Annotated in this window: 12 protein-coding genes and 1 pseudogene; 7 read left to right on the top strand and 6 right to left on the bottom strand. The window is 62.9% G+C overall.

What is annotated here, in order from left to right; translation table 11 throughout:
* The first annotated feature begins 6 nt into the window (after window positions 1-6).
* Complete coding sequence (locus ACFQ50_RS23245) at window positions 7-159, top strand: SDR family oxidoreductase (protein ID WP_377997968.1); 153 nt, start codon at window positions 7-9, stop codon at window positions 157-159.
* Between the two features lie 392 nt (window positions 160-551).
* Here the strand turns inward: ACFQ50_RS23245 and ACFQ50_RS23240 are convergent, their stop codons facing one another.
* From ACFQ50_RS23240 to ACFQ50_RS23225, 4 genes are read right to left on the bottom strand one after another with little or no spacing between them, the layout of a single operon-like run.
* Window positions 552-1529, bottom strand: coding sequence for a PDR/VanB family oxidoreductase (locus tag ACFQ50_RS23240; RefSeq protein ID WP_377997967.1), 978 nt, complete (start codon window positions 1527-1529; stop codon window positions 552-554).
* On the bottom strand, window positions 1519-2046 hold the full coding sequence (locus ACFQ50_RS23235; RefSeq protein WP_377997966.1) for a hypothetical protein: 528 nt from the start codon (window positions 2044-2046) through the stop codon (window positions 1519-1521). The genes ACFQ50_RS23240 and ACFQ50_RS23235 overlap by 11 nt, the downstream gene beginning before the upstream one ends.
* A 29-nt stretch (window positions 2047-2075) precedes the next feature.
* Window positions 2076-3245: a zinc-binding dehydrogenase gene (locus ACFQ50_RS23230; RefSeq protein WP_377997965.1), complete on the bottom strand. Its 1170-nt coding sequence runs from the start codon at window positions 3243-3245 to the stop codon at window positions 2076-2078.
* A 23-nt stretch (window positions 3246-3268) separates the two neighbouring features.
* Window positions 3269-4552: a Rieske 2Fe-2S domain-containing protein gene (locus ACFQ50_RS23225; RefSeq protein ID WP_377997964.1), complete on the bottom strand. Its 1284-nt coding sequence runs from the start codon at window positions 4550-4552 to the stop codon at window positions 3269-3271.
* A 164-nt stretch (window positions 4553-4716) separates the two neighbouring features.
* Here ACFQ50_RS23225 and ACFQ50_RS23220 point away from each other — a divergent pair, with 164 nt between their 5' ends.
* The 6 genes from ACFQ50_RS23220 (at window position 4717) to ACFQ50_RS23195 (ending at window position 13986) form a co-directional block, all read left to right on the top strand.
* On the top strand, window positions 4717-6312 hold the full coding sequence (locus ACFQ50_RS23220) for an IclR family transcriptional regulator C-terminal domain-containing protein (protein ID WP_377997962.1): 1596 nt from the start codon (window positions 4717-4719) through the stop codon (window positions 6310-6312).
* A 142-nt stretch (window positions 6313-6454) separates the two neighbouring features.
* The gene (locus ACFQ50_RS23215; protein ID WP_377997961.1) at window positions 6455-7738 is read left to right on the top strand and encodes an MFS transporter; all 1284 of its coding nucleotides are present in this window, start codon (window positions 6455-6457) and stop codon (window positions 7736-7738) included.
* A 272-nt stretch (window positions 7739-8010) separates the two neighbouring features.
* The gene (locus tag ACFQ50_RS23210; protein WP_377997960.1) at window positions 8011-8913 is read left to right on the top strand and encodes a TerC family protein; all 903 of its coding nucleotides are present in this window, start codon (window positions 8011-8013) and stop codon (window positions 8911-8913) included.
* 259 nt (window positions 8914-9172) lie between these two features.
* Window positions 9173-10225, top strand: coding sequence for a helix-turn-helix domain-containing protein (locus ACFQ50_RS23205; RefSeq protein WP_377997959.1), 1053 nt, complete (start codon window positions 9173-9175; stop codon window positions 10223-10225).
* Between the two features lie 1023 nt (window positions 10226-11248).
* Window positions 11249-11470 carry a hypothetical protein gene (locus ACFQ50_RS23200; protein WP_377997958.1) on the top strand — a complete coding sequence of 74 codons (222 nt, stop codon included), beginning with the start codon at window positions 11249-11251 and terminating at the stop codon, window positions 11468-11470.
* 182 nt (window positions 11471-11652) lie between these two features.
* On the top strand, window positions 11653-13986 hold the full coding sequence (locus ACFQ50_RS23195; protein ID WP_377997957.1) for a putative bifunctional diguanylate cyclase/phosphodiesterase: 2334 nt from the start codon (window positions 11653-11655) through the stop codon (window positions 13984-13986).
* A 1495-nt stretch (window positions 13987-15481) separates the two neighbouring features.
* Here ACFQ50_RS23195 and ACFQ50_RS23190 read toward each other — a convergent pair.
* Together ACFQ50_RS23190 and ACFQ50_RS23185 are read right to left on the bottom strand one after the other, a co-directional pair.
* Window positions 15482-16111, bottom strand: coding sequence for a DUF1345 domain-containing protein (locus tag ACFQ50_RS23190; RefSeq protein ID WP_377997956.1), 630 nt, complete (start codon window positions 16109-16111; stop codon window positions 15482-15484).
* Between the two features lie 223 nt (window positions 16112-16334).
* A pseudogene (locus ACFQ50_RS23185) lies at window positions 16335-16514 on the bottom strand (hypothetical protein); the annotation flags it as partial.

Here is a 16514-nt window from a genome sequence, read left to right as displayed (position 1 = left end):
GCCGCCATCATTGGCGGGAACAAAACCTCGCTCCTTGAGCGCTTCATCGAGCCTGACGAAATCGCCAACCTCATCGTCTACCTGGCGAGCCCGCTCTCCTCTGCCACGAACGGAGCTGCCGTGCGGGCTGACGGCGGAGTACTGCCCACAATGCTCTGAGCGGCGGACGAACTGCCTCGCGACACAGCAGTGCGAAAGCACCGCTGACCGGGTCGTGGGCGCTCAGCCACACCCGCCGGGGCGGCATCTAGCGTTGCAAAACGACCGCCTTTTTTCTGATCAAGAGCCTGACGGGCTGCACTAGGACGCCGCCCGTGGCGTCCTCTGCCGGAATCCCGTGCTCCAGAATCGAGCTGAGTTTCCTGCGATTTTGTTGATGTGCGTGAATGCCAAGCCCCTGTACGCCAGCCTTCAGTCCGCGCAGAGTGCGGTTGCCGGGGTAGGTAAGCGGCCAAAAGACGGGCATGGTCGTAGCGTGACCGCCGGCAAGGAGGCGTACAGGGACAGGTCGGCGGCGGGCCTGCGGTGTGCGAATAACGCGCGACGGGACTCTAGGCGTCCAGAACGAGTTTGGGGCATTTGGAGCGGCTGACGCATATGAACATGGTGTCGTTCCTGGCCCGTTCCTTTTCGGAGAGGATGGTGTCGCGGTGGTCGACGTCGCCTTCGAGGACTTTTGTTTCGCAGGTACCGCAGAATCCTTCTTCGCAGGAGGACATGAAAGAGGGGTTCACTTCGAGCACGACATCCAGAACGGACTTTTCCGGTGGAACGACAAGCGTGCAGCCGGATTGCCGCAGTTCAATTTCAAAGGCGGCGTCTGCCGCTGCTTCCGATATTTCCTCGGTGCCGGTGGGCGGCTTGGCTGCGGAGAAGCGTTCCGCGTGGAAGGCGTCGGCGCCCAGTGTGGCGGCGGTCGCGTTTTGAAGGTCGGTCAGGAGCCGTTCCGGTCCGCAGGCGTATACGGCTGTTCCGGCGGGCGCGTTCGTGATCTCGGTGACCAGATCGGCGCGGCCTCGCTCGTCCCGGGGGTAAAGCGCCAGGGAGTCTCCCATGGTCTCCTGGAGTTCGTCGATGAACGCCATGGTTTGGCGGCTGGATCCGCAGTAGATGAGTCGGGTGCTTTTGCCTGCTGCCATGAGTTCCCGTGCCATGGCCAGGATGGGAGTGATGCCGATCCCCCCTGCGACCAGGAGGTAGTGGGCGGCACCATCCTCGATACTGAAATGGTTGCGTGGTCCGCGCGCTGTCAGTGTTGTGCCGAGCCGGGTCCCGGAGTGGAGTTCCTCGGACCCTCCGCGCCCATCGGTCTCGCGAAGGACTGCGAGACGGTATTTCCGGAGGTTCCGGGGGTCAGAGCACAGGCTGTACTGCCGCACCAGGCCCGAGGGGAGGACAATGTCCACGTGGGCGCCGGGCTGCCATTCGGGCAGTGTGCTGCCGTCCGGCGGGGCCAGTTCGAGGGACATGACACCTGCGGATTCCTGGCGCATGCCCGTCACAACGAGGTCAAAGGTGTCAGTGGACATGGCTGGCTCCGGTAGTGGGGTGCTGGAAGAGTTTGCCGGGAATGGCTTCCCTGGTTCCGCCTTTGAGGACTTCGATGAAGTCGCGCGCGAGGTCTGTTTTTCGCACGGTGACGAGCATGTCGAGTTCACGGCGGAGCACGGTCATGGATGTCGAACCGGGTTCGGAATCCCAGCCGCCGACGCTGACCAGGACGCCCGCGAGAAGGGTTCCCTGGTTCCGCCCGGCAGTGGCGATGGCCTGAACGAAACTGTCCGGAACCTCTTCGAGCCGGGATCCGAGGAATACCATCATGTCTGTGCTGGCCGCGAGGTCGCTGAGGGTTTCTGTGGCGAGGCGGGTCCCGGTTTCGTCGATGGCCCGGAGGAGTGCACCGTCGGGATGGTTTGCCGGTGCCGCGACCAGGACTTCCCGCAGGCCGGCGCCGGCCATTGACGAGACGAGTGCCGCGCCCGAGGGCCCGAGGGGGACGAGCAGGATGCGGGCCTTATAGTAGGCGCGCGACGTTAGATGTGTCATGGGTTCTCCTTAGCTTGGGTTGTCGCTGTTCAGAGCGAAGGTCGAACGACGACGTGCGGACTGCTGGGCCCTGACCGGTCCAGCAAAGTTCGGAAGAGTTCGTCGACGCCGTCGAGCCCGACCTCAATACTGGGCACGTGTTCCAGGCCGATGTTTCCGGCGGCAAGGAGTTCGATGCTCCTGGTGAGGGCCTGCGGCGAACGGCCGCGTACGCCGACGACGCCGGACGCCCCCCGCACCAGGGTCTTCAGGTTCACTTCTGCTACGGGGGTGTCCCCGAGTCCGGCCAGGACCAGACGTCCCAGTTTCCGGAGGTGTTCCGTGGTTTGGAGGGCTGGTCCACCAAGGCCGACCGTATCGACGATGACATCGAATCCGGTGGCCTTGCCGTGCCGGCCCAAGGCCGTCGAAGTTGATGAGGCGTCATCGTTGACGACGATGGAGGCGCCCATGGCCTCTGCGATCTCCAGGCGGTCCCGGCTGGTGCGCGAGTTGCGTCCGAGCACGACGATCTCGTGTGCGCCGGATGCCCTGGCGGCCGCCACGGCGGCGATGCCGTGGTAGCCCGGTCCGATGATGGCGACGCGCGAGCCACTCGTGGCGCCACCGATGTTAATGACCCAATCAACCGTGTTGGCGAAGGGTTGGGTCCACGCGGCGAGGTTCGGGTCCAGGTCCCGGGGCAGCTTGTGCAGCACTGTCCGGGCTGACAGTTCCATGTATTCCGCGTTGCCGCCGTGAAGACCGGAACCCTCATGGAGTCCCAGCATTCCTACCCGGCGCTGCCCGCCCCACAGATCCGCGTCCGGGCAGAAACGGTACATGTCCGGCTGCAGGCAGGCAGCGCAGGTGGCCCGCCCGCAGGGCAGGTATTCCTCCAGGGCCACCCTGTCGCCGACCTCGACGTCCCACGCCCACTGCATGACCGGGGTGATGGAGACGATTTCGCCAATGACGTGGTGGCCCATCACTGTGGGATGGCCCAGGCCCTGCTGGTACAGGTCCAGGTCGGTCCCGCACAGCGCGGAGGATTCCACCTTGAGCCAGCCTGCGGCGTTCGTGGCCAGTCCCGGGTCCATCGCCTGGACCGTGGTGGTCGAATCAGGCAACGAGACAGCGGCCCTGACGGCATCGGGAAGGGGCGCTGCCAGCATCGCGGCCGGGTCCGAAGACACAACCATGGAACTGTGCTCTTTCATGCGGAACTCCTGGTTGGTTCGGTCTAGATGGATACGAAGTCGGTTCCGGGGACTACCTGGATGGCCTGCTGGGCACCCTCGTGGAATGGCACGTCCTTGGGGAGCAGCACGGACGTCGAGCGGACACGCTGGTCTGCGGTGTCGAGGCCCGGGAGGGCCTCGTCCTCCATGGAGTCCAGTGCTGCGAGCAGGCGGCGCCGCGCCAGGATGATGGCGGCGTCGGAGGTGCCCAACCGCTCCTTGGTGCGGTCCGCGATGTCGCCCATGCTTTCCTGCAGGGAGAAGTCCTGCGCGGCGATGCCCTCGATGCCCGAGAAGGTTTTGTTCTGCTTCTGGGCCTCGCGGTCCATGAGGTAGTCGTTGTCTTTGTTGGCGAGGGTCCGATAGGTTCCGGGGATGTATTTGGCGTGGATGCCGTCGCCGTTACGCATCTGCTCGAGTTCGTCCTCGCGCAGGTCGCGGGTCGGGTGGTAGTTCCAGGACCAGGCCCAGCAGGTGGTGTCGTCGATCGGGACCCAGGCGTGGCCGCCCATGGGGTTGTGGGTGCCGAAGGGGGGAATGATCGTGTAGAAGGGCATGATCCACTGGGTGATGCGCCAGTAGAACTCCTCCTCGTTCGCGTTGCGCCGGGCTCCGATCAGCAGGCCGCCGTCGCTTTCGGCGACCTCGAACTTCGGGCGGGTGTCCGCCTTGATGTACTCATTGCCGGCCGTTCCGGAGTGCATGGGGTCGTCGTCGAGGTTGAAGCGGTGGGCGAAGGAAACGTGGCTGGAGTCGATGCCGCCCTCCATGGCCTGAAGGTAATTGGTTTCCTGAAGGCGCTTGGAAATGAAGCGCTGCCCATCACCGAGCAGGGCCCACTCAAGCTCCGGCAGGTCGGGCATCTGCTCCGAGGAACCCATGTATGCCCAGAGCACGCCTCCCCGTTCCACGAGGGGATATGACTTCTGCCTGATCCGGCATTTGAACTTGGAGTCTTCAGGCTCGGACGGCATGTCCGTCAGGTTGCCCTCCACGTCGTACTTCCACCCGTGGTAGGCGCACCGGAGGCCGTTTTCCTCATTGCGGCCGAAGTACAGGGAAGCGGTCCGGTGTGCGCAGAACTCGTCCAGCAGGCCCAGCCGGCCGGAAGTGTCCCGGAAGGCTATGAGTTTCTCGCCCAGGAGCTGGACGCGCACCGGGGGGCAGTCCGCCCCGGGGAGTTCTCCGGCGAGGAGGGCGGGGAACCAATAACGCCGGAACAGGCGGCCCATGGGTGTTTCCGGGCCGGTCCGGGTCAGCAGGACGTTCTGTTCTGTAGTGAGCACTGTGGGGCCTTCCTATGTAGGTCGCAATCTTCGTGATGTCCGTTTACCGCGCGTTTGCGCGTTATTCGGTCAATGAAGTGTTGCATGGGTTTCTTTCGTCGGTCAAGCAGTGCGCGGCGGCGCACCTCCACTGGCCGGACGGGCGATGGTCTAGATTCGAGAGTGTGAATGCATCAATGCCGGTCGCCGCAGAGCTCGCGGCCACAGACCCGGACTATGTGGACTCTCTGGAGCGGGGCCTGTCGGTCCTCAGGGCATTCAGTGCGCGGGAAGAGGCCCTCTCCGTCGCGGACGTGGCATCGCTGGTTGGTATTACGCGCACTGCGGCGCGCAGGTTCGCCCTAACGTTGGAGTACCTGGGCTACGCGGGCCTGTCAGCGGAGGGGTACAGGCTGGTCCCAGGGGTACTCGCGATAGGGGACGCCTACCTTCGCAGCAACCCACTGCCCGATGCCGCCCTCCCGCATCTGGACGAGCTCGTCCAGGCGGTTGGGGAAACAGCCTCCCTGACGGTGCTCCACAAGCGCCGCGTGTATTACACCGCCCGCGTGGCCGCCGACAGGATCGTCACCGCAAACATCACGGTCGGCACCAGCGTCGACGCACACGGCACGGCCACCGGGCGTGTCCTGCTGGGCGACCTCGCTCCCGACGAACTCGAGGACTACCTTTCGGCGGTTGAGCCCGGACCTGGTTTCGATCCGGACTACGTGAGGGAGCGGATCGGGGAAGCGCGTATGCGTGGCTGGACGGTGGCCGATCAGGAGCTGACCCCGGGAATCCGGTCAGTGGCCGTTCCCCTGCATGACCCGGAGGGCCGGATCGTCGCCGCCCTGAACATTGCCGCGCACGCCACGCGCGTGAACATCCAAGTGCTCGAGAGCGACTTCGTTCCGCGTCTCCAATCCGCCGCGCAACGGACTGCGGCCGCCCTCTGGCCGGCTTCCGGGGAAGCCCCCGGCAGGTCCCTGATGGCACCCGCGGCCCCCACCCGCCCCGAGGTGCGTCCATCGGATGTCATCCAGTCGGTGGAACGGGGGTTGTGCATTCTCACCGCCTTCGATGAAGGTCATCCGGCCATGAACCTGGCACAGATATCCGAGCGGTGCCGGCTCCCGCGCTCGGCAGCGCGTCGCTTCGTGCTGACCCTGGCCTCACTTGGCTACCTCGAACAGCAGGGGCGCAGTTACACCCCGACCCCCCTGGTCCTGGAGCTGGGATACTCCCTGCTGTCCCGGCTTTCGCTCGCGGACGTGGCCAAACCCCGCCTCGAAGCATTGGCGCGAAAGCTCGGAGCCTCGGTTTCGATCGGCGTTCTGGACGGCATGGACCTGCGCTACGTAGCCAGGGCCAGCGCACCCAGTCCCTTGATAGTGAACATTCGCCCCGGCACCCGGGTTCCGGCAGAGCGCACGGCCCTGGGCCAGGTTCTCCTGTCCCTCCTGCCCCCCGACGCCCTCAAAGACGCCAGGAGTTCCGCGGGCAGAAACGCGGCAACCAACGGTCTTGCAGACCTCGACGCCACACTGGCGACCGTTCGTGAGCAAGGCTGGAGCTACGTTGACCAATTGCTCGAAGCGGGAATACGCGCCGTCGCAGTCCCCCTTCGAAACCGCCGAGGCGAGGTTGTGGCCGCCATTAGCGCCTCAGTCCACGAGGCCACTATCCCTGACCGGGACATGACCAGGAACTTCCTCCCCCCGCTAAGGGACGCCGCTGACGAGTTCATCACGGATTTGAGGGACGGCCTCAACATCTAGAACGTCCGTTTTACGCGCAATATGGCACCATGCGGACAAAATGCGTTGCTTTCCGTCGCCGAGGGTGGTTATATTCATCACACCCAAATTCTTGTTTTCGCGATGTCCCGCGGCAACGACGCCCCCTCAGAATGGGATACACATGACTACTCTCGGCCCTGCCCGAATCTCCAGCGCCATTGATCAATCCAAGAGCCCCTATCGCTGGCTGGTACTTCTGCTTTGCTGGCTCGCCTTCACCATGACCTCCGTTGACCGCTCGACCTGGGGTCCGGCATCCATCTTCATTGGAGAAGACCTCGGCGTGCCGCTGGCGAGCCTGGGCCTTTTCGCCACCTTCTACTACATCGGATACGTCGTTTCGAACGCCGGAAGCGGATTCCTCACAGATAAGCTCGGCGGCCGCCTCCTCATTTCCGTGTCCCTGGTGGGCGCCGGAGCCTTCATGATGTTTTTCGGCTCCACGACGTCCGCGTGGATCGGAATGGCCGTCCAGGCTGTCATTGGCCTCTTCGCCGGGGCAGAATATGCCGCGGGCATCAAGTTGATCTCCAGCTGGTTCCGTCCCGAGGAGCTCGGCAAAGCCATGGGGATCTACACTTCCGCGACTTCCCTCGGGGTCGTCGTGGCAAACACCGCCGTCCCCTACCTCATTGAGCACTACTCCTGGCACGCCTCCTATCTGCTTTTTGGAGGCATTTCCATCGCCGCCGGCGTCGTCTGCTATACCATGTTGAGGCCTGGCCCGGTCGTCTCCAAGGCCACCCACCGCGCAGAAGGCCGGTCTGTCCTCCTCGAACTGGCGCGCAACAAAAACCTTCTTCTTCTGGCCCTTGCCGGGTTCGGCGGCTTTTGGGGAACCTACGGCTTCATCACCTGGTCCAATGCCCTCATGATCAAAGGGCACGGCATAGACCCCATGGTCGCTGGCGGCATCGTGGCCATCTACGCAACCCTCGGCGTCCTGGGCAAGCCCCTCATCGGCTGGATCGCCGACAAATTCAACGGCGCCCGCAGGGTTCCCGCCATGGTGGTGCTCGGCTGCTTCTCCGTCATGCTCGTCGTCTTCGGCCTGCTGGACAACGCCGTCGCCTTTTTCATCGCTGCCCCGCTGCTCGGACTCGGCGCCTACTGCTACCTTCCGCTCATCGTGGCCCTCGTACCGCGGCTCGTGAGCAGCCGCGTCGTCGGCAGCGCCGCCGGAATGACCAACGCCATGTGGCAGATCGGAAGCGTCCTTGTCCCCTTGGCGGTCGGCGCCGTCTTCGCCGCCTCCGACAACTCCTTCATGGCAGCCCTGATCACGCTCGCAGCAGGACCCTTCCTCGGCATGATCATCATGTACTTCGTCAACGAACGCCCTGACGACGTGGAAATCGCCGTAAAGGCCGAAGCAGAAGCCCAGACCGCGGAAAACGCTGCTTAGCAACCCGCTCAGCGCCGGCCCTGACCAAGTCCTTTGATAAGCAAATGTGCTGGTCAGGGTCGGCGCTTTGCCGGGCTTGCATTGTCCCTTTCCCGCTCGACCATCCATTTTCGCGACCACCGCAGGGCCACGGCGGTCAGCGTCCGCAATTCGCATGGCAAGGCGGCTTTCCCGCCACTTCGGTTGATTTCCCAACTCCGATAATCGAGATTCCGGCAACCGGAATTTGCCCCGTTCCTGTTCCAGGAAATAACGTCGGTTACACTTCGTAAGTGGACTTAGCATTTGAACTGACACCGGACCTTGCCGTTGCTTTCGTTACGCTTTTCGTGCTGGAAATAGTTTTGGGGGTGGACAATGTCATCTTCATCTCGATCCTGGCCAGCAAGCTGCCCGTGGAGCAGCAGGCCAAAGCCCGCAACCTTGGCCTGACCCTGGGGATGCTGATGCGGATCGTGCTGCTGTTCGCTACGTCATGGATCATCAGCCTGACAAACGATCTGTTCGAACTCTTCGGGAAGGGTTTTTCAGGCAGGGACCTGATCCTGATTTTCGGCGGCCTTTTCCTGGTCTACAAGGCGGTCACCGAGATCCATGAAAAACTCGAAGGACGCGAGTCCCACGGCCCGGGCCGGGTTAGCAGCGTGACGTTTGGTGCCGTGCTGACCCAGATCATCCTGCTGGACATGGTGTTTTCCTTCGATTCGGTCATCACCGCCGTCGGCATGGTCGACAACCTCCTGGTCATAGTCGCCGCGGTCCTGCTCTCGTTCAGCGTCATGCTGTTCTCCGCGAAGTTCATTTTCTCCTTCGTGAACCGGCACCCCACCGTAAAGATGCTGGCCCTGGCCTTCCTGGTGCTGATCGGAACGTTCCTCATTGCCGACGGTTTCGAGGTCAAGATCGATAAGGCCCTGATCTACGGCCCGATGGCCTTCGCGATCATCGTCGAAGCCCTGAACCTGACCTACAAACGACGCCAGGAAAAACTTTCAGGCGAACCCATCGAACCGGTCCACCTCCGCCACGCCTACTCCAAAGCCGATGACCACGAAGCCATCGCCGCTGCCACATCAACCGGCCCCGAAGCCGGGGAAGTCTGCCTCTCCCGCAAGCCCGTGACCGGCCGGATCGTCGACGGCGACGGTCACCAGGAACCTGCAGGCCTCGGATAGGCCGAACACGGGAGGTGGGCATCTTCCGTGTTTAATCAGGCGGTTCTGCGCAGGAGTGATGTGCCCATCTCCCATGGTTTGCGCACGAATTGTTTGTCGGCGAATGGTTTGATAGTTTTCTCTCATCCTCCCGGCGGGTGTACCCCCGAATGCCTGCCGGGGGGACCGCCGCCGGAGGTCCCCCCGGGTGAAGTAATACTGGACAGGCTGTCCCTGCAGATCAAGCCGGGGTTTTCGTTCTTCACAGCGGGAAGGTTCCATGGGATACATCGTTGCCTCCGCCGATGACGCTGGCGGGCTGGGTCCGGAGGAACTGCAAGGTGGGCAGATCCGACGCTACGGCGTTCCGGCCCGGCTGAATCCGGAAGAGCGGTTTGAACACTGGCGCACCTGGTACGGCACTGCAGTTGATACTCCCATGCGGCTTGAAAAAGTCGACAGCCCGGTGCGCCGTAATTTCAATCCAACCGCTTCAACGCTGTGTGGTCCTGGTTTCAGCATTGTCGAGCTCGTCAACGAGCCAGTGGCTGGCTACTGGAACCGGGATTCATGTTCCTGCGACATAAGGCTTGTCCATTTCAAGGCTTCATCGGCCGAATTCAACTTCTCGGGACGCTCAGAAGTGATCTCTCCTGGCACGGTAAGGTTCCTGGATCTTTCTTCCGGCGGCGGATTCACCGCGCCCGCCGGATTGGCCACGGTGCAGCTCAACATCGATCGTAGCCTGCTTGGCCTGGACGAAAAGTCAGTAAAACGGCTGCAGAGAATGACCGACGTCCGGGAGAACCCGATGGTCCGGGGATTGCTTCTTCCCTGGTTGTCGGACTGGCAGCGCACGGGAATTGAGCGGGCGGTACACCGGCTCGGGCCGGTGGCCAGGTCCATGATGGTGGCCCTGATCAGTTCCTTGCTGGAAGAACCCGCCGCGGGCGACCTCAAACCGGCACGCCTGGCGGCGATCAAGAAGTTCATCCACAGGAACTACAGAAACCAAGACCTTGATGTGGACGCTGTGGTGGCTTACTCGTTCCTTTCCCGCCGAGCCCTGTACTACCTCTTCGAAGATGAATATCTGCCCGTGAAGGGGTACATCCGGATGCTCCGGACCCTGGAGGCACTCGATCTCCTCACTGACCCCAACTCCCGGAGACGTTCCCTGGCGGGCATGGCAGAGGCCAGCGGATTCAAGACCCTGCAAGCCATGCGGCGTGCCGTCAAAGAGTGCACTGGCTCCTCGCTAAGGGACGTGCAGGAGAATCCCGAAGCACTGCGAAGCCGCGCGCATGAGCTCAGGAAACTGATCGGGACTTAGAGCGGATGCCTGGCATTTTGCGCGGCGGCGCTGCCCGCGACTGCTCGAAGTCCCCTCCCCGTCACGGAAACGGGGGCGTTCCATGCTTTGACCCGGTTGCGGATGTCTGCAACCGGGCTTCATCGGGAGCGCTGGCCGGGATCGGGCCATCTCCTGGACTTGTGACTTCTTATCCACGCTGAGCAGTATGCGGCCGCAACGCTCGGCCACGGCGACGTCGTCAAACTCTCCGCATTGACCGGCACGATGCGTGAGCAGATCGCCAACGCGGGGCGGATTCTCCTGGCCAGCCGCTCCGGCGCCACACGTTCCGCATCCGGCCAGTCCGCGCAATGTCTTTGGCCTCGTCCAGCCTTCGCCACACCCCTTCGACAATTGCGGAACCGGCCGGCCCAGGGGATTGGCTCGGAAGACCCGCCGCTCCAAGCACAGTGGGAAACAGGGCGCGGTTGGTGCGTGGCCGGTTCCTGGCAGTGGTTATGCCAATGAATTGCACGAGCGGCCTCTTTATGGTTCAAAGATTGCACGAACTGAAAGGTGCCGCCCGGCGCTCCCGGCGTCACCAGCCGTAGGATTTTAGAGAGCCGCCGATGGTGGTAGCCGGAACGGGAACGATAGCGTTTTACCTCTCATCGGGGTCAGACGTGGTTGGGCAGGATTTAGGCATGCAACTAGCGACTAGTGACCCGCGGGTTCGGTAAGGCCTCGCATTGAGGCGGACATCGTGGCACCAAGTCCCCAGCATGAGAGAGGGCGGTACGGCAGAGTGATCACGGCCATGGAGAGCGGTGTGTACTACGTCACGGGGGACAAGCCGCGGTTGGTCAACGAGGACCTGGGAAGAGCCGTCGAGTTACTCCAGGGGGACGCCATGAATGAGGGCAGGCATGGCATCCTGGTAACGCGGCATTCCGCTGGGTCCTTCAGCGTGGCCGTGAGCGCCGATGTGCCCTATGGGCTGACGCGGGAATCATGCGAGATGGGGATCCCTCACTCGTGACTGGAAGCCAAGATCCTGAATCCATGAAAGCTGCATTTGAGTTCATTCCGGAGGGAAGCCATGTGGATCTGTTCAGCCACGGCCATCATATTGGGAGTGGCGTCATTGATGAGTGGATGCCAGATGGTTCATCGTTTTGGATCTGGCTCGATAATGGAGCGGGCAGGCGCAGTGTACATAAGAGTGACGTTGTAAATATCGTCGCTTCTGCCCCGGACCGTGACAGCTGGGCAAGGCGTGCGTGACAACCGGGGTGTGCGGCCGGGGCTTTTCACTGGCTGCATCCATGGCCAGATGTCCCGCTTTCCGCAAGATGTGATTGCTTGCGCGGTGCTTGGATGCACTGATTCCGGCTCAGACTCCGTGGCGACTGGAGGCGGCCTTACACCTCTATATGCGGAGGCCGGGATGGATGGGTTGAGGGTTGATGCACGGTGACACGGCCGTGGGGTCCCGCGGCCGGCGCAGCTGGGGCCGGGATGTTTGGTTCATATGTGGTGCCCTTCTTGTCGCTGCCGCCGCATACGCGGCAGGGGTGATTCTCCGGGGCACGAAAGATTTCAGCTTCTTTGTTGACGGGGTGCTGGGCCTGCCGGCGGTAGTCCTGCCTGCGGCAGTCGGGTGGCTCATGGTGCACCGCTTGAAGGGCCAGCGGCCGGAGATCGTCCTGGCAGCCTTCGCGCTGTCGTGCCACGCTGCCGGGACCATCTACTACGTGGTGGTCTCGGCCGCCGGTGAGAACGTACCACTGCCTTCCCCTGCGGACATCGGCTACGTCGGGTTTTATCTCCTGATGTTCGCGGCCCTGGTTGCTACGGTGAGGCGCCAAATGCGGGACATGGCAGGCCCTGTGATCCTGGACAGTGTCGTCGGAGGGTCCGGGGCCGCGGCCTTTCTCGCGGTCGTTCTGGACCCTGTGTTGAGTTCGGCGTTTGAGGGGCCACACTCTGGTGCGGCGGTCCTCGGCGCAGCGTACCCCTTGATGGATTTGCTGCTCGTCGCCGCCACTATCGCCATAGCGGCCACGGCAGGACGAAACGTGGGCCGTGGGTGGGGACTGCTGGTCCTGGGGCTCCTGATCCACACCGGGGCCGACATCGTGCACGCCCTGTTGGAACTCAACGATCTTTATGTCGTAGGGACGCCGCTGGACGCCGCTTGGGCGCTCGGCGCTGCGCTGATCGCCTGCTGGACCGTGGTTCAGAGCCGAAGCGGCGCACCAGCCATGAGACGCAGCCGGGAGATACCGGTGCAGGCTGTGCCGGCTCTTGCCACACTTGCGGGTCTGGGAGTCCTGATCCTGGCCACACAACAGCAGGTCACGGTGCTGGCCGTGGTCCTGGCAAGCCTCACGCTGGCGCTGGCTGCGCTGCCGATGGTATTCCGGCAGAGAATCCGGTTGCTGGACGCGACCCGTCAGGCACGGACGGATGAACTGACAGGGCTTCCCAACCGGCGTGCCCTGTACGGTGAGCTGCCCGGACGCCTGGCAACCGCAGCCGGCCGGCCCAGCGCAGTGCTGCTGCTGGACCTGGATAAATTCAAGGAGATTAACGACGGGCTCGGCCACGACGTGGGCGATCGGCTCCTGCAGCAGGTAGCTTCGCGCCTGTCCGGGCAACTGGCGCCGGCCGATCTGCTGACGCGTATGGGCGGTGACGAGTTTGTCGTCCACATCAACGACTGCGTGCCTCATGAAGCCCAAGCGGTCGCGTTAAAGCTCCGCGAAGCACTGGCAGACCCGTATGACCTGGGCGGGATAACCGTGCAGGTCAACGCGAGCATAGGAATTTCGCTGTTTCCGGGGCATGGAGGGGACCTGAGCCTGCTGCTGCGCAAAGCTGACATGGCAATGTACACCGCTAAGTCCACGCGCAGTGGGCACGCAGTGTATTCGGATGGGGACGCGGGACCGGGATCCAGCCAGTGCCACACGGTGCAGGAACTAAATGAGGCCCTCCGGGACAACCAGCTGACCCTGCATTTCCAACCGAAAATCAACCTTGCAACAGGAGAAGTCCGCAGCGCGGAAGCGCTTGTGCGCTGGGAACATCCGGTCCTGGGACTGCTGCAGCCGGACGCCTTCCTAAAACGCTTTGACGAAGCGGGCCTGATGCCGGCCCTGACCGGCGTCGTCTTGGCAAAGGCGCTGGACCAGGCCGCAGTCTGGGCATCCCGGGACCAGCCTCTTTCCGTGGCAGTCAATCTTTCAGCCAGCTCAATCATGGACTCCAAACTGCCGAACCAGGTCGCAGCTATGACCATAGCCCGCGGGCTGTCCCCGTCCGCGCTCATCGTCGAAATCACCGAGGACGTCCTGGTGGCCGACCGCGACCGGGCCCGCACCGTGCTTGCCGCCCTGAAGAACATGGGCGTCAGGATCGCCGTGGATGACTTCGGCAAGGGATACAGCTCCTTGTCCTACCTGCGGGAACTGCCCATCGACGAGCTCAAACTCGACAAGTCCTTCATCCTCACCATGGTGGACGACGCCCGCGCAACGGCGTTGGTGGCCTCAACCATCGACATGGCACACAGCCTGGGCCTGGAAATGACCGCAGAGGGCGTGGAAGACAAAGAAACGCTCCGGAGACTCACGGACTACGGCTGTGATCTGGCACAGGGCTACCTCATGTCACGACCCATCCCTGCCGAGCAGATGGACGCCTGGCTCAGCAACCGGACCCCGCGGCCCCTTCCCCGAGGCCACGCGCTCCAAGACGCCGGGCCGGCTCAGGAGATCAGCGACAGCATCGGCTGAGGCGGGGAGAATGAGTGGGGCCACCGAACGGCACGACGTACGCCGGAACTGTCTACCCCCGCCGCGGGCGGTAATTCCATCTCGCAGAAGGATAGGGTTTCGGGACACAAGGGTTATGAAACGCTGCATCCGACCTAGGACCGCTCTCGCCTGCTCAACGGTTACAGGACAGGCCTCCGGAAGCAGATGTGTAACTATCGATTCATGCCCGCAGCCGCAGATCAGCCCGTCGCCGTTCGCGCGACGGCGTTCATCAGACCATCAAAGTGGCTGCACCGCCCGGTGCGCCTGGTCCGTTATGACGCATACTGGGCGGATGGCTAGGTGGACTTCGACGTCAGCCTCTCGCAGATCAGCTACCGTGGCTACCCGGCAGACTTCGCCGCGGTCGACGAGAGCGTGCACGCGCAATGCCCGGAAGTAGGAACGGGCCGATGGGTGGACGAAGTAGGCCGCGTCGTTGAGGGACCCACTCGGACTGATCCCAACCCGTCGGGAAACCGTGGTGGAGAGCGGCGGAAATATGGGGTTTCGAGATACGAATCGAACCTGAAGGCGAACCGCGCGTGGCGCCTAGGCGGCGGCGTAATCGCTCTCAGCGTCGGCGTCGTTCTCACAACAGGCCCGATAAGTGACGGGATCGCCGGCTTCGTGGGGATGCTGTGCCACATCAGCGGCCTGGCCTCGCTCGCGAGCCTGGTTCCCAGAAAATACAGGCCGTGGTGAGTCAATAAACGGCGCCTTGCTGACCCGGTTGTCCGCCATCGTCGCAGCGGTCGGATCCGTCATCCGCATCTTCCAGCCACAGCCCTGGGCAACCTGGGCTAGGTCCTCGCTGCAGGCCTGATTGTATTCCCCGGCAACGAGATAACGGCCGGATCCAGGCCGAAAAGGAAATCGGCTCCGCCGCACTGGTCGTTCAAATCTGATTTCCGGAGTCTGTTTGAGGAAACGCCGCGACGTCGAGAGAGGAAATGCCCCTTTTGCGGGCACTGTTCGCCAATTTTTTCCAACGCCGATAATGGTTATTCCTTCAGGTAGCGATCGGGTTTACCCCAAGGGAGCAGAAACCCAAGCGAAGGTCGCTGCCTCCCTGGCCAGGGCACCCCAAAGTTAGTAGTGCAAGAAGGCACCGGCGCTGCTTCTGATGGGGGTGTTACGGGTTCTTGGCGGCAAACACGTCGAGCAGGGTTTTGTATCCATCGCTGTGCTGGAACATCCGGCGGCCGTCGGGATCCTTCTGCACGAGCCACTGTATTGACCAACGACTGCGGCGGTTCCTCGGATGGAGTCATCGTGGTTTTCCGCGTGGAGCAAGTAATGCTGTCGCTTCGACCAGTTCCCGCCAGCCCTCAACTTCGAGCCGGTGATAGCTGTAATTTGGCGTTCCCCAATATCATTGGTCGCGCTCTACCTGTCTCCTGGGTAGTGGCGCGCAGAGTCGCGCTGGATAGGGGTAGCGTGAGTGAGGACCGAAACCCAGCCCGTGTCCTAGTCAACTGGACTGGCCGAGGCTGACGACGAGGTTGATCGCCACTGCGACGACGAAGGTGGCGAAGAAGTAAGAGAGCAGAGCGTGCCCCAAGGCGATCCTGCGGGAGGGAGTGGATGACTCGTTCACATTGCCCGCGTTGTATGACATGCCGATTGAGAATGCTGCGTAGGCAAAGTCGCTGTACGACGGGTCCTCGTCCTGGTTGAAGCGGAAGCGATGGCGGTCGTCGTGGTAGTACATCCGAGCGTACTTGAAGGCGTAGACAGTGTTGACCAGAGCCCAGGCGAGCACCACGCCGAGAGCCGCCAGGATCGCCGCGGCCACGCCGATGAAATCCTTCTGCTGGCTGCGGATCAATGCAAAGACGACCGCCACGAGACTGACGAACGTCGCGCCGATGATGAGGGAGTCAACGAGCCGTCGAGATCGACCTTCATGGCGGGCGAGTTCACCCGTAGCCTCCGGTCCAGCGGGCCACGCCTTTGTCCACGCCCAGATCAGGAAGACGCAGCCGGCGACAGACCATCCGATCAAGGGCGCGAGTTCGGGAGCACCGAGCAGCGCCGGAACGAGTGCGATAACTAGACCGATGATGGCCGAAATCAGAGCCTTGTGATCAATGTGCGACATTGAAGAAGCTGCCCTCCAGACTCGATTGACCGTGACGGGCCGATGGTCCGCTGTTTGGGTCAGAGCGAATCTCAACATCACGGAATATCTCAGGACCTACGGATTCCCTTGTATTCAGGGACTCCAGCCGCGGTGCCCACTTCGCATCGGTCACCGCGGCAGGAATTGCGGCGCACGTTGGTGCTGTTAACGCCTGCCTTCCGCCGCGGTGGCGGAACGGGTGTCAGGCTGTGCGGTGTTTTCGCAGGGCCCTGAATGCGGCTACGGCCCCTAGGCCCGCCAGTACCCAGGGGCCGGCGACGACAACCGGGTCGATCCACTGGTGGTTGACGTCCGCGCGTTTTTGTCCGAACCGGGAGCGGACACCGTGGGCGGAGAACTCTGTGAGGACCCCGGTTTCGGT

This window comes from Arthrobacter sp. NPDC056493 (assembly GCF_042795115.1).
Taxonomy (GTDB): Bacteria; Actinomycetota; Actinomycetes; order Actinomycetales; family Micrococcaceae; genus Arthrobacter.
The sequence above is the reverse complement of the archived record's forward strand: the minus strand, read 5'-3'. Positions and strand labels throughout refer to the sequence as shown.

Coding starts and splice junctions, on each gene's coding strand:
- ACFQ50_RS23240 (WP_377997967.1), bottom strand. CDS start 1,529: ATGTCCACTGACACCTTTGACCTCGTTGTGACGGGCATGCGCCAGGAA.
- ACFQ50_RS23235 (WP_377997966.1), bottom strand. CDS start 2,046: ATGACACATCTAACGTCGCGCGCCTACTATAAGGCCCGCATCCTGCTC.
- ACFQ50_RS23230 (WP_377997965.1), bottom strand. CDS start 3,245: ATGAAAGAGCACAGTTCCATGGTTGTGTCTTCGGACCCGGCCGCGATG.
- ACFQ50_RS23215 (WP_377997961.1), top strand. CDS start 6,455: ATGACTACTCTCGGCCCTGCCCGAATCTCCAGCGCCATTGATCAATCC.
- ACFQ50_RS23205 (WP_377997959.1), top strand. CDS start 9,173: ATGGGATACATCGTTGCCTCCGCCGATGACGCTGGCGGGCTGGGTCCG.
- ACFQ50_RS23200 (WP_377997958.1), top strand. CDS start 11,249: ATGAAAGCTGCATTTGAGTTCATTCCGGAGGGAAGCCATGTGGATCTG.
- ACFQ50_RS23195 (WP_377997957.1), top strand. CDS start 11,653: ATGCACGGTGACACGGCCGTGGGGTCCCGCGGCCGGCGCAGCTGGGGC.
- ACFQ50_RS23190 (WP_377997956.1), bottom strand. CDS start 16,111: ATGTCGCACATTGATCACAAGGCTCTGATTTCGGCCATCATCGGTCTA.